14 protein-coding genes are annotated in these 18,164 nt (G+C 72.5%); 4 read left to right on the forward strand and 10 right to left on the reverse strand.

Translation table 11 applies throughout. The annotated features are described in order from the left end of the window. Nucleotides 1–24: 24 nt before the first annotated feature. Both AB0D44_RS05960 and AB0D44_RS05965 read right to left on the reverse strand, forming a co-directional pair. Nucleotides 25–1,125 carry a GTP-binding protein gene (locus tag AB0D44_RS05960; protein WP_362585003.1) on the reverse strand — a complete coding sequence of 367 codons (1,101 nt, stop codon included), beginning with the start codon at nucleotides 1,123–1,125 and terminating at the stop codon, nucleotides 25–27. After that, nucleotides 1,122–2,291, reverse strand: a complete 1,170-nt coding sequence (locus AB0D44_RS05965) for a citrate synthase (RefSeq protein WP_362585006.1) — start codon at nucleotides 2,289–2,291, stop codon at nucleotides 1,122–1,124. The genes AB0D44_RS05960 and AB0D44_RS05965 overlap by 4 nt, the downstream gene beginning before the upstream one ends. A gap of 70 nt (nucleotides 2,292–2,361) precedes the next feature. On the opposite strand from AB0D44_RS05965, the gene AB0D44_RS05970 reads away from it, so the two are divergent. The 3 genes from AB0D44_RS05970 to AB0D44_RS05980 all read left to right on the forward strand — a co-directional run bounded on the left by AB0D44_RS05970 (nucleotide 2,362) and on the right by AB0D44_RS05980 (nucleotide 6,050). Beyond that, nucleotides 2,362–3,588, forward strand: coding sequence for a citrate synthase (locus tag AB0D44_RS05970; RefSeq protein ID WP_362585009.1), 1,227 nt, complete (start codon nucleotides 2,362–2,364; stop codon nucleotides 3,586–3,588). Nucleotides 3,589–3,753: 165 nt separating this feature from the next. Continuing rightward, nucleotides 3,754–5,355: a sensor histidine kinase gene (locus tag AB0D44_RS05975; protein ID WP_362585012.1), complete on the forward strand. Its 1,602-nt coding sequence runs from the start codon at nucleotides 3,754–3,756 to the stop codon at nucleotides 5,353–5,355. Continuing rightward, nucleotides 5,352–6,050, forward strand: coding sequence for a response regulator (locus AB0D44_RS05980; RefSeq protein WP_362585015.1), 699 nt, complete (start codon nucleotides 5,352–5,354; stop codon nucleotides 6,048–6,050). The genes AB0D44_RS05975 and AB0D44_RS05980 overlap by 4 nt, the downstream gene beginning before the upstream one ends. Before the next feature lie 6 nt (nucleotides 6,051–6,056). On the opposite strand, the gene AB0D44_RS05985 is transcribed toward AB0D44_RS05980, so the two are convergent. From AB0D44_RS05985 to AB0D44_RS05995, 3 genes are all read right to left on the reverse strand, one after another. Continuing rightward, the gene (locus tag AB0D44_RS05985; protein ID WP_362585018.1) at nucleotides 6,057–7,649 is read right to left on the reverse strand and encodes a cation acetate symporter; all 1,593 of its coding nucleotides are present in this window, start codon (nucleotides 7,647–7,649) and stop codon (nucleotides 6,057–6,059) included. Next, nucleotides 7,646–8,131, reverse strand: coding sequence for a DUF485 domain-containing protein (locus tag AB0D44_RS05990; protein WP_362585020.1), 486 nt, complete (start codon nucleotides 8,129–8,131; stop codon nucleotides 7,646–7,648). Before AB0D44_RS05990 ends, AB0D44_RS05985 begins: the two co-directional genes overlap by 4 nt. A 143-nt stretch (nucleotides 8,132–8,274) precedes the next feature. Continuing rightward, nucleotides 8,275–10,395 (reverse strand): DNA topoisomerase IV subunit B, encoded by a 2,121-nt coding sequence (locus AB0D44_RS05995; protein ID WP_362585023.1) that lies wholly within the window; start codon nucleotides 10,393–10,395, stop codon nucleotides 8,275–8,277. Between the two features lie 448 nt (nucleotides 10,396–10,843). Between AB0D44_RS05995 and AB0D44_RS06000 the strand changes: the two genes are divergently transcribed. Further along, a complete protein-coding gene (locus AB0D44_RS06000) occupies nucleotides 10,844–11,077 on the forward strand; it encodes a hypothetical protein (RefSeq protein WP_030028922.1) in 234 nt (77 codons plus the stop codon). Between the two features lie 159 nt (nucleotides 11,078–11,236). Here AB0D44_RS06000 and AB0D44_RS06005 read toward each other — a convergent pair whose 3' ends face one another. The 5 genes from AB0D44_RS06005 to AB0D44_RS06025 form a co-directional block, all read right to left on the reverse strand. Next, nucleotides 11,237–12,172, reverse strand: a complete 936-nt coding sequence (locus tag AB0D44_RS06005; RefSeq protein ID WP_362585025.1) for a serine protease — start codon at nucleotides 12,170–12,172, stop codon at nucleotides 11,237–11,239. Between the two features lie 113 nt (nucleotides 12,173–12,285). Further along, on the reverse strand, nucleotides 12,286–13,875 hold the full coding sequence (locus tag AB0D44_RS06010; protein WP_362585028.1) for an RNA polymerase sigma factor: 1,590 nt from the start codon (nucleotides 13,873–13,875) through the stop codon (nucleotides 12,286–12,288). Nucleotides 13,876–14,240: 365 nt separating this feature from the next. Next, a complete protein-coding gene (locus tag AB0D44_RS06015; RefSeq protein ID WP_362585031.1) occupies nucleotides 14,241–15,128 on the reverse strand; it encodes a FadR/GntR family transcriptional regulator in 888 nt (295 codons plus the stop codon). 190 nt (nucleotides 15,129–15,318) lie between these two features. Then, nucleotides 15,319–17,169, reverse strand: a complete 1,851-nt coding sequence (locus AB0D44_RS06020) for an ABC transporter ATP-binding protein (RefSeq protein WP_362585034.1) — start codon at nucleotides 17,167–17,169, stop codon at nucleotides 15,319–15,321. Nucleotides 17,170–17,345: 176 nt separating this feature from the next. Continuing rightward, nucleotides 17,346–18,092 carry an NUDIX domain-containing protein gene (locus AB0D44_RS06025; RefSeq protein ID WP_362585036.1) on the reverse strand — a complete coding sequence of 249 codons (747 nt, stop codon included), beginning with the start codon at nucleotides 18,090–18,092 and terminating at the stop codon, nucleotides 17,346–17,348. Nucleotides 18,093–18,164 lie beyond the last annotated feature (72 nt).

Consider the following 18,164-nt stretch of genomic DNA (forward strand, 5'->3'; position numbering starts at 1 on the left):
AGGTGCGGTGCCGGGCGGCGCAGGTCAGGGAAGATCCGAAAGAGAGTGCCTGACGGCCTGGGACTCCGCCGTTTCGGCCTCGGGCTGCGCGGGCCGGGCGACGTACCGCAGGACGCCCCACATGCTCTCGGGGGGAAGCTCCTGCGGCGCCTCCTCGCGGCAGGCCTCCAGTTCGCGCAGCAGGCCCGGGCCGTCGGTGCCGGAGCCGATCAGGACCAGCTGCGTCAGCCGACGCTCGCCCCGCCCCCAGGGCTGCGGGGCGAAGCGGAGGAACCGGCCGACCGCGTGGACCTCGTACCTCTCCTCGTGTCCGGGGACGCCGAAGTAGACAAAGCCCTTGATGCGGTAGAGCCCGGCCGGCCGCCGGTCGAGGAAGTCGACGAACCGGCGGGGCGAGAGGGCCTGCTCGGAGCGGAACTCGAGGCTGTCGTACGCCGCATGCGCGTGGGAGCAGTGGTCGTGGTCGCCGGCCTCCGCGAGCAGGTCCTCGAAGGAGAGCTGTCCGCGGGTTTCGGTCCACGGCCGGGGGTCGAAGAGCAGCTCGGGGTCGATCCGCCCGTGGTCGGCGGCGACGACCGGGGTGCCCGGAGCGCACAGGGTGGCCAGGAGTCCCTCGATCCGGGCCCGCTCCGCGGCGTCCACCCGGTCGGTCTTGTTGAGCACGACCAGGTCCGCGGCGGCGAGGTGGCGGTCGGTCTCCGGGTGGCGGGACCGGGTCGCGTCGAACTCCGCCGCGTCCACGACCTCCACCATCCCGCCGTAGCGGACGGCCGGATTCTCGTTGGCCACGAGCATCCGGATCATTTCCTGGGGCTCGGCCAGCCCGCTCGCCTCGATGACGATCACGTCGATGCGGTGCACGGGCGCGGCGAGCTTGTCCAGGTACGCGTCGAGCTCGCTGCCGTCGACGGCGCAGCACAGGCAGCCGCCGCCGAGGGAGACCATCGAGTCGCCGACCTGGCCGGCCACGGACATGGCGTCGATCTCGATCGACCCGAAGTCGTTGACGACGACTCCGATCCGGGTGCCCCCGCGGTGGGCGAGGAGGTGGTTGAGCACGGTGGTCTTGCCGGATCCGAGGAACCCGGCGAGGACGACGACGGGGATGGGCTGCCTGCTGTTCACCCGGTCGATCGTAGCCAGGCCGGTGCGGGGACCGGCTGCGGCGGGGTGGGCCCGGTGTACCGGGCGGCCGGTCGGATGATCTTCGAATCGCCGGCCTGTTCCAGGATGTTCGCGCTCCAGCCCACCACGCGGGCCGCGCAGAAGGTCGGGGTGAACATCTCGCGGGGCAGCCCGCACAGCTCCATGACCACGCCCGCGTAGAACTCCACGTTGGCGTGCAGCTCGCGGCCCGGCTTGAGTTCGGCGAGGATCTGCTCGACCTGGCGCTCGACCTCGACGGCGAACTCCACCAGGGGGCCGCCGAACCCGCTGGCGATCTCCCGCAGCATCCGCGAGCGGGGGTCCTCGGTGCGGTAGACGGGGTGGCCGAAGCCCATGATCCGCTCCCCCGCCAGGACCCGTTCGCGGATCCATGGACCGATCCGGTCCACGGTGCCGATGGCGTCCAGCGTGTCCAGGGCCCGGCTCGGGGCGCCGCCGTGCAGCGGGCCGGACAGGGCCCCGATCGCACCGGTCAGGCAGGCCGCGACGTCGGCGCCGGTGGAGGCGATGACGCGGGCGGTGAAGGTCGAGGCGTTGAAGCCGTGGTCGATGGTGGAGATCAGGTACCGCTCTATCGCGCGGGCCCGGTCCGCCTCGGGCTCCTGCCCGGTCAGCATGTAGAGGTAGTTGGCGGCGTACGGGAGGTCGTCGCGCGGCTCTACCGGCTCCCGCCCCTGCCCCAGCCGGTACAGCGCGGTGAGCAGGGTCGGTACGGCGGCGCAGGCGGCCAGGGCGTCGGCGGCCCGGCGGCCGGGGTCGAGGTCGTAGACGGGACGGAAGCCGGCGGACGCGCCGAGCAGCGAGAGCGCGGTGCGGAGCCCTGCGAGCGGTCCCGAGAGCGCGGAGGCCCGGGCGAGGGCGGGGAGCGCGTCCCTGACCTCGGCGGGCAGCCGGCGCAGCGGGGCGGTTTCGGCGGCGAAGGCGGCGCGCTGGGCTGCGTCCGCGGGCAGCGTGCCGCGGAACATCAGGTGCCATACGTCCTCGAAGCTGCGGCTCTCGGCGAGCTCGACGGCCGAGTACTGGCGGTAGTGGTAGAAGCCCTCACGGCCCCGGACGTCGCCGAGCTCGGTCTCGGTGACCACGACTCCCGCGAGACCGCGGGGCACTGCGGTGGTGGTGTTCATGCATCGACCATCGATGATTGATGGAATCCTTGTCAATATTGATTGAATCAACCTATGTAGGCTGGCGTGCATGAACGAAGAGCGACGGCTCACCACCCGGCAGGCTGCCGAACTGCTCGGCGTGAAGCCCGCGACCGTGTACGCGTACGTGAGCCGGGGCCAGCTCAGCAGCCGGCGCGACCAGGTCGGCCGCGGCAGCACCTTCGACGCGGCGGAGGTGGAGGACCTCGCCCGGCGCAGCCGTCGCGAGGCGGCGGCCCCGCAGGCCGGGGAGCTTGCCGTCCGCACCGCCCTCACGCTGATCGAGTCCGACCGCTACTACTTCCGGGGCGTGGACGCGGTGGCCCTGGCCTCCCGCTACCGCTACGAGGAGGTGGCCGAGTGGCTGTGGACGGGGAGCCTCGTCCACGGGGCGCGGTTCACCGCTCCCCCGGAGCCGCTCGCCGCGGCCCGCCGGGCGGTGGCCGCGCTGCCCGAGCACAGCGGGCCGGTCGACCGGCTGCGCGTGGCGGTCGCCGCCGCCGCGGTGGCGGACCCGCTGCGCTTCGACCTGTCCGAGGAGGCCGTCCTGGGCTCCGCGCGCTGTCTGGTCCCCACGCTGGTCGCCGCCCTGCCGGTGCTGGGCCCGGCCCGGTGGGCCGGGGACGCCCGCATCGCACGGCAGTTGTGGTCGCGGCTCACCGGGCAGGAGCCCGACCCGGACGCGCTGGCCGCCCTGGACCTGGCGCTGGGACTGCTGGTCGACCACGATCTGGCCGCCTCGACCCTGGCGGTACGGGTGGCCGCGTCGGCGCGGGCCCATCCGTACGCGGCGGTGTCGGCCGGGCTCGGCGCGCTGGAGGGGCCGCTGCACGGCGCGGCCGGACGGCTCGCGCACCGGATGCTGGTGGAGGTGCTGGAACGGGGCGGGGCCGCGCCGGTGGTGGCGGAGTACCTGCGGGCCGGGCGCCGGGTGCCGGGGCTCGGACACAGGCTGTACCGGGGGGAGGACCCCCGGGCGCGGGCCCTCTTCGACCGGCTGGAAGGACTGGAGCAGGCGGCGCCCGCGCTCGCCGCGGCGCGCGAGGTGGCCGCGGTGATGGGCCGACAGGACGGGCTGCACGCGAACGTGGACCTGGCACTGGCGGTGCTCACGGTCTCGTGCGGGATGGCGGCGGAGGCCGGGGAGACGGTGTTCGCGGTGGCGCGCACGGCGGGATGGATCGCCCACGCGCTGGAGGAATACCAGGAGCGGCCGCTGCGGATGCGTCCGAGCGGTCAGTACCAGGGGCCGCGCCCACCCCGGCCGATGCCGTGACGGACGCTGCTCCCCGCGGGGTGCGTGCTCGCCGCGTCCCGGCCGGAAGGGGTAGAGCTCCCGCTCGGGGCTGCCGAGCCGGCGGCGAGGGCGGCCCGGATGCATGGTGGAGATTCCGCTTGCGCCGGAGTCGGCCTACCGTTGCTCCTCATGCGGTTCCTCCTCATGAGCGCTCGGCGCCTCGGGCTGCCCAGACGGGCCGTCTCACAGATCCTGCTGACCCAGCTGGCCATCGCCGGCGGGGTCGTCGTGCTGGCCACCGGGCTGTTCCTGGCCCCGCTGAGCGCGCAGCTCGACGACCAGGCCATGCGGCGCGCCCTGGCCATCGCCCAGAGCGCCGCCGCCGACCCCTCCCTGTCCGCCGGCCTCCTGGCTTCGAAGGCATCGGCGGACAGCCCCGTGCAGTCCTCGGCCGAGCGGATCCGCCGGGCCACCGGCGCCGAGTACGTGGTCGTCCTCGACCTGGACGGCATCCGCCGCTCGCACCCCAGCCCCGACCGGATCGGCTCGCCCGTCTCCACCGACCCCGGCGACGCCCTGGCGGGCCGCGAGGTCATGGAGATCGACGAGGGCACCCTCGGCCGATCGGCCCGCGGCAAGGTGCCGCTCCTGGCCGCCGACGGCGAGATCGTCGGCGCCGTCTCGGTCGGCATCGCCTACGACAGCGTCCGGGACCGGCTGATCGGCGCCATCCCCGGCCTGCTGGCCTACGCGGGCGGGGCGCTCGCGGCGGGCGCGCTCGCCGCGTACCTGCTGTCCCGCAGGATCCACCGGCAGACCCGGGACCTCGCCTTCTCCGACATCGCCGGACTGCTCGCCGAGCGCGAGGCGATGCTGCACTCCATCCGCGAAGGCGTGATCGCCCTCGACCGGGAGAGCCGCATCCGGCTGGTCAACGACGAGGCCGCCCGCCTGCTCGGCCTCACCCCGGAGTCGGCCGCTTCCCTCGCCGGACGCCCGCTGGACGACGTCCTGGGCACAGGGCGCACCGCCGATGTCCTGTCGGGCCGCGTCACCGGCCGGGACCTGGTCACCGTCCAGGGCCCGCGCGTCCTGGTCGCCAACCGGATGCCCACCGAGGACGGCGGCGCCGTCGCCACCCTGCGCGACCGCACCGAGCTCGAGCACCTGGGCCGCGAGCTCGATTCGACCCGGGGCCTGATCGACGCCCTGCGCGCCCAGGACCACGAACACGCGAACCGCCTGCACACCCTCCTGGGCCTGCTGGAGCTGGGCCTGCACGAGGAGGCCGCGGAGTTCGTCACCGAGGTCGTCGGGGTCCACCGCACCACCGCCGAACAGGTCACCGAGAAGATCCACGACCCCCTGCTCGCGGCCCTCCTCGTGGGCAAGGCGACCGTCGCGGCGGAGCGCGGCGTCCCCCTGCGGCTCGCCGGAACCAGCTTCCTCCCCGACCGCGTGGTCGACCCGGGAGACCTCGTCACCATCCTCGGCAACCTCGTGGACAACGCCCTGGACGCCGCCTCGGGGTCCGCGGCGCCCCGGGTCGAGGTGGAGCTGAACGCCGAAGGCCGCACGGCCGTGCTGCGGGTGCGCGACAGCGGCCCCGGGGTCCCTGCGGCGAGCCGCGAGGAGATCTTCACGGAGGGCTGGTCGACCAAGCAGCCCAAAGCCCACCGCGAGCGCGGGCTGGGCCTCGCCCTCGTGCGCCGTCTCGCGGAACGGCAGGGCGGCAGCGCCCGGGCCGGGGAGGCAGCGGACGGAGGGGCGGAGTTCTCCGTCGTACTCCCGGAGGCCCTGCGGTGAACGAGACCCCGATCCGCGTATTGGTCGTCGACGACGACATGCGCGTTGCCCGGATCAACGCGGCGTACGTGGCGAAGGTTCCCGGTTTCCAGGTCGTGTCCCGGGCCCATTCCGCGGCCGGGGCCCTCGACTTCCTCACCGCCCACCCCGTCGACCTGATCCTCCTCGACCACTACCTCCCGGACGAGAACGGCCTGGACCTGGTGCGCCGCCTGCGCGAACGAGGCCTGCGCACCGACGTCATCATGGTGACCGCCGCCCGCGACCTGGCCACCGTCCAGGCCGCGATGCGCCTCGGCGCGCTCCAGTACCTGGTCAAACCCTTCACCTTCGCCGGCCTGCGCACGAAGCTGGAGGCGTACGGGACGCTGCGCCGCACCCTGGAGACCGGAGGCGAGGCGGAACAGGCCCAGGTGGACCGGATCTTCGGCGCCCTGGCGACCGCCGGGTCCCCGAACGACCTCCCCAAGGGCCACTCCCCCACCACCGCGGAGGTGGTCCGCCAGGTACTGCTCTGCGCCGAAGGCCCGCTCTCCACCCAGCAGATCGCCGACCGCGCGGGCATCAGCCGCCAGACCGCCCAGCGCTACCTGAAGCTGCTGGACCGCACCGGCCGTGTCACGCTCGCCCTGCGCTACGGCGAGACCGGCCGCCCCGAGCACCGCTACACCTGGCGCCCGTCCGACGCCTGCTGAGCGCGCTCAGACCGCACCGGCGCCGGTCAGCGAACGGACCTCGGTCTGTGCGTGCCGTCGCTCGTCCGCCTCCTCACCCGAGGTGACGGTGCCGAGCCAGCCCGCCAGGAAGCCCAGCGGGATCGAGACGATGCCCGGGTTCTGCAGCGGGAACAGCTGGAAGTCCACGCCCGGGAACAGCGATTCGGGGCTTCCCGAGACCACGGGCGACAAGGCGACCAGCAGGACCGCCGGAACCAGGCCCCCGTAGACCGACCAGACCGCCCCCCGCGTGGTGAAGTCGCGCCAGAACAGGGAGTACAGCAGCACCGGCAGGTTGGCAGAGGCGGCCACCGCGAAGGCCAGGCCGACGAGGAAGGCGACGTTGAGGTCCTGCGCGAGCAGCCCCAGCGCGATCGCCACCGCCCCGATGCCGACGGCCGCGACCCGGGCCACGGCCACCTCGCTGCGCTGCCTGGCGTGCCGCCGCTTGAGGGAGGCGTACAGGTCGTGCGCGACGGAGGCCGAGGAGGCGAGGGTGATCCCGGCGACCACGGCGAGGATCGTGGCGAAGGCGATGGCGGCCACGAAGGCGAACAGCACCGCGCCCCCGGTGGAGCCGGCGCCGCCACCGAGGAAGGCCGCGAGCAGCGGAACGGCCGTGTTCCCGGAGGCGTTGGAGGCACGCACCTGGTCCGGGCCCAACAGGGCGGCCGCCCCGAAGCCGAGCACGATGGTCATCAGGTAGAAGCCGCCGATCAGCGCGATCGCCCACACCACCGACCTGCGGGCGGCCCGCGCGGTGGGCACGGTGTAGAAGCGCGACAGGATGTGCGGCAGCCCGGCGGTGCCCAGCACCAGCGCGAGGCCCAGGCTGATGAAGTCGAAGCGGGCGGTCCAGTCCCCGCCGTACTTCAGGCCGGGGCTCAGGAAGCGCAGCCCCTGCCCGCTGCGGTCGGCGGCGGTGGTGAGCAGCTGGTCGACGTTCCCGTGGAAGCGCAGGAGCACGAGCACCGTCAGGGTGATCGCCCCGCCCATCAGCAGCACGGCCTTCACGATCTGGATCCAGGTCGTGGCCCGCATCCCGCCGAAGGACACGTAGACCACCATCAGGGCGCCCACGCCGATCACGGTGAGCGTCCGGGCCGCGGCGGTCGAACTCCCGAGGAGCAGGCCCACCAGGCTGCCCGCGCCCACCATCTGCGCGACGAGGTACAGCACAGAGACGACCACCGAGGACGTACCCGCCGCGATGCGCACGGGCCGCTCGCTCATCCGGGCGGCGACCACGTCGGCGAGGGTGAAGCGCCCGCAGTTGCGGACGAGTTCGGCGACCAGGAACAGCACCACCAGCCAGGCGACCAGGAACCCGACCGAGTACAGCATCCCGTCGTAGCCGAAGAGGGCGATCAGTCCGGAGATGCCGAGGAAGGAGGCGGCGGACATGTAGTCGCCCGCGATGGCGAAACCGTTCTCCATCGGGGAGAACAGCCGCCCGCCCGCGTAGAACTCCTCCGCCGAGCCGTGCCGGTTGCGGCTGACCCAGGTGGTGATGCCCAGGGTCACCGCGATGAACACGCTGAACAGGATCAGCGCGAGGGTCTGGTGCTCGGTGGTCACCGGCCGGCCCCCTTCGCCCGGTTCCGCTCCTGGCCGCGCTCCTGCTCGAAGACGGTCCAGCGCAGGTCGAGCGCGGCCCGGTCCCGGCGCAGTCGGGCATGACGGGCGTAGGCCCAGGTCAGCAGGAAGGTGCTGAGGAACTGGCCGAGTCCCGCCAGCATGGCCACGTTCACCGCGCCCGCCACGGGCCGGGCCATCAGCCCGGGCGCCGCGGTGGCGGCGACCACGTAGGCGACGTACCAGAGGAAGAAACCGGCGGTCGCGGGGACGACAAACCTGCGGTAGCGGCTGCGGACCTCCTGGAAGGCGGCGCTGCGCTGCACTTCCAGGTAGATGTCGGATGCGCCGTGCGCGGGGTGGCCGCCGGGGGCCGGGTGGGGCGCGGACGCGTCCCCGCCCTCGCCCCAGCCGACGGCCAGCGCGTCGTACCAGGGGTCGTCCAGCCGGATCGTTCCGGCATCACGACCTGCGTGCTTGTCCACCGAACTCTCCTTGTCCGCTGCCGCATGGCCGCGTGCCCACAAGGATGTGCCGGTTGGTCGCTTTCCGGACTGGTGTCCCGTCGCTCTTCACTCCTTCAGGTGATGGAGCGAAGAGCGACGGTGTGCGAGGCGTGCCCGCCCGGTCAGGCGTCGATGCGCGAGCGGTCCAGGGTGGCCGCGGAGCTGGTGATGAACTCCTTGCGCGGGGCCACCTCGTTGCCCATGAGCAGGTCGAAGACCGTTTCGGCGGAGTCGAGGTCGCCGATGTTGATCCGCCGGAGGGTGCGGTGGCGGGGGTCCATGGTGGTCTCCGCCAGCTGGTCCGCGTCCATCTCGCCGAGGCCCTTGTAGCGCTGGATCGAGTCCTTGTACCGGATGTTCTTGCGCTGGTACTCGAGCAGCGTCTGGCGCAGCTCGTTGTCCGAGTACGTGTAGACGTACTTGTCCTGGCCCTTCTTCGGCTGGACCAGCTCGATCCGGTGCAGCGGCGGCACGGCCGCGAAGACCCGGCCCGCTTCGACCATCGGACGCATGTACCGCTGGAAGAGCGTGAGCAGCAGGCAGCGGATGTGCGCGCCGTCCACATCGGCGTCGACGAGAAGGACGATCTTCCCGTACCGGGCGGCGTCGATGTCGAAGGTCCGGCCGGAGCCGGCTCCTATGACCTGGATGATCGCCCCGCACTCGGCGTTCTTGAGCATGTCCGAAACCGAGGACTTCTGGACGTTGAGGATCTTGCCGCGGATCGGCAGGAGCGCCTGGAACTCGGAGTTGCGGGCGAGCTTCGCAGTGCCGAGGGCCGAGTCGCCCTCGACGATGAAGAGCTCGCTGCGGTCCACGTCGTCGCTGCGGCAGTCGGCGAGCTTGGCGGGCAGCGAGGAGGACTCCAGCGCGGTCTTGCGGCGCTGCGCCTCCTTGTGCTGGCGGGCCGCGATCCGGGTCCGGGCCGCCGCGACGATCTTCTCCATCACCGAGCGCGCCTGCTGCTTGTCATCGCGCTTGGTGGAGGTCAGGAAGGCCTTGAGTTCCTTGGCGACCACCGCGGCGACGATGCGGGTGGCCGCCGACGTGCCGAGGACCTCCTTGGTCTGGCCCTCGAACTGCGGCTCGGCGAGGCGGACGGTGACGACGGCCGTCAGGCCCTCCATCGCGTCGTCCTTGACCACGTCGTCCTCGGCGACGCGCAGCAGCTTCGCCGACCGCAGGACCTCGTTGACGGTCTTGGCCACCGAGCGCTCGAAGCCGGCGACGTGGGTGCCGCCCTTGGGGGTGGCGATGATGTTCACGAAGGACTTGACGTTCGTCTCGTACCCGGTGCCCCAGCGCAGCGCGATGTCCACGCCGAGCTCGCGCGTGACCTCGGTGGGCGTCATGTGGCCGCGGTCGTCGAGGACGGGGACGGTCTCCTTGAAGGTGCCCGTGCCGGTCAGGCGCAGCACGTCGCAGACGGCCTTGTCCTGGGCGAGGTACTCGCAGAACTCGCTGATGCCGCCGTCGAAGCGGAAGGTCTCCTCGGTCTTCCCCGCCCCGTCGATGCCCCGCTCGTCGCGGACGACCAGGGTCAGGCCCGGGACGAGGAAGGCGGTCTGGCGGGCGCGCTGGTAGAGCGTCTCCAGATTGAGCCGGGCGTCCTTGAGGAAGATCTGCCGGTCGGCCCAGTAGCGGATCCGGGTGCCGGTCTTGCCCTTGGCGATGCGCTTGACCTTGCGCAGGCCGTTCGCGGGGTCGAAGGGGCTGTCGGGGCCCTGCTCGGTGAACATCCCCGGGACGCCGCGGCGGAAGCTGATCGCGTGCGTGGAGCTGCCCCGGTCCACCTCCACGTCCAGCCGGGCGGAGAGGGCGTTGACCACGGAGGCGCCGACGCCGTGCAGGCCGCCGGAGGCCGCGTACGAGCCGCCGCCGAACTTTCCGCCGGCGTGCAGCTTGGTCATGACGACCTCGACGCCGGACAGACCGGTCTTGGGCTCGACGTCCACGGGGATGCCGCGGCCGTTGTCCCGGACCTCCACGGAGGCGTCCTCGTGGAGGATCACCTCGATGTGGTCGCAGTACCCGCCCAGGGCCTCGTCGACGGAATTGTCGATGATCTCCCAGAGGCAGTGCATGAGGCCCCGGCTGTCGGTCGAGCCGATATACATGCCGGGGCGCTTGCGGACGGCCTCCAGCCCTTCGAGGACGAGCAGGTGCCGCGCGGTGTAGTTGGAACCGTCCCGGTCTGCTCCGGACAGCAGCGCGCTGGAAGGCACGGACGTGTCGGCGGTCACGCAGTTCGCTCCTCGCTGAATTTCTTTTCTGGCCCGCTGGGGCGCAGGGGTGGCTCGGTTGCCGGTCGAAGGGTACCGAGGCCAGGTAGAGCCGATGCAACGCCACCCTCGCGCGTTCCTCAGCCTAGTGCAGATCCGCACGGTTGTTCGATCCCCCGTGGGGGTGAAGGAAACATCACGTTCCCTTCCGCGCATGAACCATTTAGGGTTCGGGCACGTCCTCATGAACAACCTGGCACTCCCGCCGGGGGAGGATGGAACTGCGACAAGCGCACGACTGACAACGCGAAACCGTAAAGCAACGCAATACGGCTCCTTCGCCGCCAACCGGCAACAGCCGGCCAGCTTCGGAAGGAAGTTTCGAGGAAAAGCCGCGAGCGGGAACGTTTTCGGCCTGGTTGGATGTTGACCCTGGTACGACAGCTCGTCGAGCTAGAGAAGAGGCGACGTGACTACTGTTCTGACACCCGCGACCCCGCTGACGGCCGCTGACCGATGCGACCGTTGCGGCGCCCAGGCATATCTGCGCGTCGTCCTGCTGAGCGGCGGTGAACTGCTCTTCTGTGCCCACCACGGGCGCAAGTTCGAGCCGGAACTCAAGAAGATCGCCGCGGAAATACAGGATGAGACCGAGCGGCTCACGTCCGCTCCGGCTGCCCATGCCGAACCCGAGGACCGCTGACACAGCCTGTTCCTCGCATCCGACGAGCCAGGACCGGCCAGGCCGGTCGACGGGCGGCACCCCTGAGACCCAGGGGTGCCGCCCGTCCTCACGTCCGGGACCTCGCCGTCCGGCCCCGCCGGGCCGCTCGCACCGCGGCTGAGGTCCCGTGGCCACGGCTCAGAGGCCCTGCTCCGCGCCCTGCCCCCGTACGGGCCCTGTACCCGGCCCCGGCGCCTTTCCAGGGTCGGAATGGGGGTCCTGGGCCCCTGCGGGCTGCGCGCCGCTCTCCGGGGCCGTCGCGAAGCCGATCAGCGGCGCGATGCGCGTGTACACCCCCGGACTGTCGGCCCTCCCACAGCCGCGCCCCCACGACACCAGGCCGATGAGCCGCCCCTGGGCGACCAGCGGTCCCCCGCTGTCGCCCTGGCAGGCGTCCTTGCCGCCGTCGGCGTCGCCCGCGCACACCATGGACGGGGCGCGGTACTGCCCGTTCGCGTCCCCGGGGTAGGCCCGCTCGCAGGTCGCGTCGGGCAGTACGGTCACCCGCGCCGCACGCAGCCCGTACGCGTAGTCACCGAAGCCGCTGGTGTCCCCCCACCCGTACACGGTCGCCTCGGTACCCGCCGCATAGCCGGAGTGTCCTGCTCCGGCCAGGGGGAGCACGTAGTGCGCCGGCAGGGATTGCGCGAGTTCCAGGACGGCGAGGTCGCCGGCGTTGCTGCCCGGGTCGTAGTCCGGGTTCACCCGCGCACCGCGCACCGCGATCTCCCGGCCGTCGCTCGTCCCCAGCTCCGTGCGCCCCGCGACCACCCGGAGGTCGCCGACCGACTCGACCGGCCCGCCCAGCACGTCGCGGCCCAGGCAGTGGGCGGCCGTCAGCACCTTCGCCGGGGCCACGACGACGCCCCCGCAGAACTGACCGCCCCGCGTACCTCCGAACCGGTCACGGCTGGCGAGGGCCACGACCCAGGGAGTCTCGCCGACCTTCACCGGCTTGCCGCCGATCACCACACTGTCCGCGGCCGCCTGCGGCGCCTGGGCCAGTGGTGCCGCGGCCGCTCCCGCCGCCAGGGTCAGCGCTCCCGCCAGGGCGCGGGCAATGGGACGACGCATGAGGTCTCCTGACTCCGAGTGTGCGTGACTCCACCCAGAGTGGGATGCCCGGTGGCCGTGCGCACCCGCGCGGCCACCGGCGCCGAGCCGGTGGCGCCGCCCGTCGGGACCGGTCAGTCGAGGTAGTCGCGCAGCACCTGGGAGCGCGAGGGGTGGCGCAGCTTCGACATCGTCTTCGACTCGATCTGGCGGATGCGCTCGCGCGTGACGCCGTAGACCTTGCCGATCTCGTCGAGGGTCTTGGGCTGGCCGTCCGTGAGGCCGAAGCGCATCGAGACCACGCCGGCCTCGCGCTCGCTGAGGGTGTCGAGCACCGAGTGCAGCTGCTCCTGCAGGAGCGTGAAGCTCACGGCGTCGGCGGGTACGACGGCCTCGGAGTCTTCGATCAGGTCGCCGAACTCGCTGTCGCCGTCCTCGCCGAGCGGCGTGTGGAGGGAGATCGGCTCGCGGCCGTACTTCTGGACCTCGATGACCTTCTCGGGGGTCATGTCGAGTTCCTTGGCCAGCTCCTCCGGGGTGGGCTCGCGGCCCAGGTCCTGGAGCATCTGGCGCTGCACGCGGGCGAGCTTGTTGATGACCTCCACCATGTGCACCGGGATGCGGATGGTGCGGGCCTGGTCGGCCATGGCGCGCGTGATCGCCTGGCGGATCCACCAGGTCGCGTACGTGGAGAACTTGTAGCCCTTGGTGTAGTCGAACTTCTCGACCGCGCGGATCAGGCCCAGGTTCCCCTCCTGGATCAGGTCCAGGAAGAGCATGCCGCGGCCGGTGTAGCGCTTGGCGAGGGAGACCACGAGGCGGAGGTTGGCCTCCAGCAGGTGGTTCTTGGCGCGGCGGCCGTCCTCCGCGATGATCTCCAGCTCGCGCTTGAGCTTGGGGGCCAGCTTGTCCGAGTTCGCCAGCTTGTCCTCGGCGAACAGTCCGGCCTCGATGCGCTTGGCGAGCTCGACCTCCTGCTCGGCGTTGAGGAGGGGGACCTTGCCGATCTGCTTGAGGTAGTCCTTGACGGGGTCGGCAGTGGCGCCGGCGACGACCACCTGCTGGGCGGGGGCGTCGTCCTCGTCGTCGGAGATGACGAAGCCCTTGTTCTCGCCGCCCTCGTCCTCTTCCTCGGTCTCGGCCTTGGCCGCGTCGGGCCCCTCGTCCGGGGTCTCCTCGTCGCCGGCCTCGTCGGCGTCCTTCTTCGCGGCCGTCTTCTTCGCCGCCGTCTTCTTGGCGGCGGTCTTCTTGGCCGCCGTCTTCTTCGCCGCGGTCTTCTTGGCCGCCGTCTTCTTCGGGGCGGGCTCGGTGCCGGGCTCCTCCGCGAGGGCGTCCGCGGTCTCCGGGTCCATCGTGTCGGCCGCCGGGGCCGCGGCGGCGGTGGCCGCGGGCTGCGCGGCCGCCGTCTTCGCCGCCGCCTTCTTGGCAACGGGCTCGGTGGCCGTCCGCTTGGCCGGGCTCTTCGCTGCGACGCTCTTGCGGGTGGTGCGCTTGGGCGACTCCGCGGCACTGACCATCAGCGTCACACCCTCTTCCTCGAGGATCTGGTTGAGGCTGCGCAGAACATTCTTCCACTGGGTCGCAGGAATCTGGTCAGCCTCGAAGGCCCGACGCACGTCATCGCCGGCGATCTGCCCCTCGGCCTTGCCCCGCTCGATGAGCGCCATCACAGACTCGGACTCGGCGATCTCCGGCGGGAGCGTACGGGATGTGCTGGCCGACACGAACAACCTCTCGGAACGATGGGAACGGCTTCCGACCCCGGCCTGGTGGTGCTGGACCGGAGCCGACGACCACCGACTGGGGATGGGCCGGGGGGCGCGGGCAGGGGCCGGGGAGCTGCACAGCACCCGCAAGGGCTGCTGTATTCCCTCCGTCGGCCATCACCTCTTAAGTCATCGCGTGACCTCGCAGAGCGTTACGCCCAATCTTCGTGGCCCGAGTCACACCCCGTATGCGCCAATGCCGGTCATAGGGTCATACGCACGGTTCCTGCCGGGCCGGGATGCGGCGGCGCACGCCGGTGTCGCCGGACCCGACCGGGCCCGGCGACATGTCGTGCACCCCCGCGCCCCCGCGCGTTCGCCCGTCAGTGCTCGCGCGGGGCGGGTACCACGCGCTCGACCTCCGGATGCACCGTCAGGAGCTGGCGCATGGCGCTTTCGGCGCCCGAGGCGTCGCCGGCGGCGAGGGCCTCGACCATCCGCGCGTGGTGCGCGACGCTGGTCTCACTGGGGCGGTCGCAGGCGGTGACCGGGCTGCCGGAGACCTGGAGCGCGGCGGAGACGATCCCCGAGAGGTGCTCGAGCATGCGGTTGCCCGCGACCTGGATCAGGAGCGCGTGGAACTCGTTGTCGGCGCGGGCGAAGGTGATCGCGTCACCCTGGCCGAGGGCGTGCCCCATGATCTCGACCATGTCGGCGAGGCGCTGCTGGATGTCCGGGCGGCCGTGCCCGGCGGCGAGGCGGGCGGCGAGCGGCTCGATGGTCCAGCGGAGCTCGCCCAGCTCGCGGCGCTGGTCGTCGCGCTGGGGGCCGAAGGCCCGCCACTCGATGATGTCGGGGTCGAGCAGGTTCCAGTCGGCGACCGGGCGGACCCGGGTGCCGACGTTCGGGCGGGCGCTGACGAGGCCCTTGGCCTCCAGGACCCGCAGCGACTCGCGGACGACGGTCCTGGAGACCTCGAAGCGCTGGCCGATCTCCTCGGGCACCAGGGGGCGGTCCGCCCCGAGATCACCGGAAACGATCATCTGGCCGAGCTGCTGGACGAGTTGGCCGTGCAGCCCGCGGCCGCGGCTGCCGGCCGCGCGGCGGCCGACGCGGCTCAACTCGACGTCGGCGCCGTCCCAGTGGGGCGCTGCGACGCGGTCGGATCCGGGGGCCTCCGCGTAGGGGTAGCGGTCGAGTTCGCCCGGGCCGGCGAGGCCGGAGTCGGCGTGGCGGGCGGCGGTCATCATGGTGTGCGCAAGGGTACTCACGAATCCTTTGTCGGCCGTGCCTCCATCACCCTTGAGGTCTTTGGTGAAAAGCACACGAAAGGGTGATCGGTGCCACCTGCGCAATTGACGACTTATCGTAAAGAACCGGGCCTTTTCCGGGGAGTTGCGGTCCGCTTCACGCGAGGTGGACTCCAACGGTCCCGTACGGCCCTTCTGCGCATCGGAACGATCACCAACGGACCCGGCTGCGCAGTCCGGTGAACCCATAGGCGCACAACAGGACCATCAGCGACAACACCAGCGCCGTGCCGACGGGTTGGGCCATCACCCGCAAGGCCCCCATGACCAGTCGGTCCGCTTCCGGCGGCCACTGCACCCAGGTCAGGCTCCGCAGCCGCGGCCCGAGGCCGGTGACCGGGTACGCAGAGGAGCCCTCCAGCACCTTGCGCACCAGCGGCACCACCATCACCGGCACGGCGAGCACCGCGGCCAGGCCCGCGGTGGCGGACCGGAAGACGCCCGAGGCCAGGACGCCGGCCCAGGCGCAGCCGATGAGCAGCCCCGCCCAACTCGCAGCCGGGGAAAGCCACTCCACCGGAGTGCGCAGCGGGCCGCTGTCGAAGACGAGGGCCAGGGCGCCGGCGTCGGCCACCACCACCAAGGCGCCCAGCAGGAGGGCGAGGACGCCGCAGACGCCGAGTTTGGCGGTGAGCAGTCCCATCCGGCGGGGCACGGTGCCGCGATCGGCGGCGAGCGCGGGGTAGCGGTACTCCTCGCCGAAGGCCAGGGCGCCGAGCAGCCCCGCACCGAGGGCCGCGGGCGGCAGCGGGAGGAACTCGGGCCAGGCGGCGAGGAGCCGGTTCTGCGGGGTGTGCCCGGCCCGGGCCAGGACGAGGGCGGTCAGGACGGAGACGACGGTGACGAGTGCGGTGGTGAGGACCGGGGTGGCCGTGCCGAAGACCCGGAGCAGCTCGTAGCGCAGCGGCCGCATGGGGCCGCCGACGCGGCGCACCGCGGAGGCGGGCCGCCCGTACCGGGCGCGCCGGGACCGCCCGCCCCAGCCGGCCGCCCCGTCCTGCGACGCGCCGGGGTCCGTTCCGGGAAGCCCGCCCGCAGGGTCCGCGCGGCTGGCGTCCACGCCGGACGCCGCGTCGGCGCCGGACGCATCGGCGGCGGCCCGGGCGTGCGGGACCGGCGACGCGGGCGCGCCGGTGTCTCCGGTCTCGTCGGCGAGCCGGTGGACCAGCACGCCGTGCTTGAACGCCGCCTCCCCGACCTCAGCGCAGCTGCTGCCGTACACCGACAGGCGGCTGCCGCTCTCTTCCACGATCTCCACCGCGCGCTGGGCGGCCCGGGCCTCCCGGCCCAGTACGTCGGCCAGCCGGGCCGCGTGCGGGGTGCGCACGGCGACCCGCGGCCGCAGCCGGGTCCGGGCGAACTCGACGGCGTCCTGGTCCGCGACGAGCCGGCCCGCCTCGATGCTGACGACCCGGTCTGCGTGGCGGGCGGCCTCCTTGGCGTCGTCGGTGGTGAAGAGCACCGCTCCGCCGAGAGAGGCGTGGCCGCGCAGCAGCCCGTACAGCCAGCCGCTCTCGCGGGGCGAGAGGCCGGCGGCGGGCTCGTCCAGCAGCAGGGTGCAGGGGTCGGCGAGCAGCACCGCAGCCAGCGCGACCCGTCGTTCCATGCCCAGGGAGAGCGAGCCGAGCCGCTGGTCCCGCAGACCGGCGATCCCGACGACCTCGAGCATGGTGTCGGCCCGGGAGGCGGGCACCCCCGCGGCGGCGCAGAGCATCCGCAGCTGGTTGCGTACGGTGCGCGCGGGGTTGCCGGGGACGTCGCCGAGCAGTACGCCGACCTCACGGCCGGGATACGGGATCCGGTGCAGCGGGCGACCGCGGAAGTAGGTGACGCCGCGGCCCGGTGCGAGTTCGAGCATGAGCCGCAGTGCGGTGGTCTTGCCCGATCCCGGGGCGCCGAGCAGGGCGGTCACGCTCCCCGGGCGGACCTCGAAGGTGAGGTCGTCCACGAGGGGCGGGGCGTCGGGACGGGGGGTGCTGGTGAGTCCGATGGCCTGGAGCATCGCTTCTCTCGCGGGGGGTGAGACCGCTTTGCGGCAGCGTGGGTACCGCAAGCAAGATAACGCGATATGTCCGATTTACTACGCAACCGGTCCGGCGGGACGGCGATATTGCCGCCGGATCGGGCAGGAGGCCGGTGCGGGGACCGACGGCCCTGCCCGGGCCCGGCCTCGCAGCGTCAGACCTCGGGACGCAGCATCGGCGGGTTGAGCAGGGTGGCCCCGCCGGCGCGGAACAGCTGGGCGGGCCGCCCGCCCTGACGGGTCGTCGTCCCCCCGGCCGGCACCAGGAACCCGGGGGTCCCGGTGACCTTGCGGTGGAAGTTCCGCGGATCGAGGGCCACGCCCCAGACGGCCTCGTAGACCCGGCGCAGCTCGCCGACGGTGAATTCCGGCGGGCAGAAGGCGGTGGCCAGAGAGGAATACTCGATCTTCGAGCGGGCCCGCTCGACGCCGTCGGCGAGGATCCGGGCGTGGTCGAAGGCGAGTCCGGCGGAGGTCTGCTCCTCGGATGCCAGCAGTTCGTCGACGGGGGCCCAGCGGGCGCTGTTGGCGTCCCCGCCGGCGCGGGGCGCCGGCAGGTCGGGGGCCAGGACGAGGTGCGCCACGCTGACCACGCGCATGCGCGGATCGCGCTTCGGATCACCGTAGGTGGCCAGCTGTTCGAGATGGGCCCCGTTGCCCACACCGGGTACGGCGGGGTCGTGTGCGCACAGGCCGGTCTCCTCGGAGAGCTCGCGGGCCGCGGCGGCCGCGAGGTCCTCGTCCCCGCGCACGAATCCGCCGGGCAGCGCCCAGCGCCCCTGGAACGGCTGCTCACCCCGCCGGACGACCAGCGCACACAGTGCGTGGCGCCGCACGGTGAGCACGACCAGGTCGACGGTGACGGCAAAGGGCGGAAAGGCCGACGGGTCGTAGGGCGACATGCCGCGATCATAGTCGTCTGCCTGACGATAAACAGCGCTTTGGTGACCTTGAAGACGCCGTTCTGCGGGCCG

The sequence above is a fragment of the Streptomyces sp. NPDC048349 genome, from assembly GCF_040651925.1.
Classification (GTDB): Bacteria; Actinomycetota; Actinomycetes; order Streptomycetales; family Streptomycetaceae; genus Streptomyces.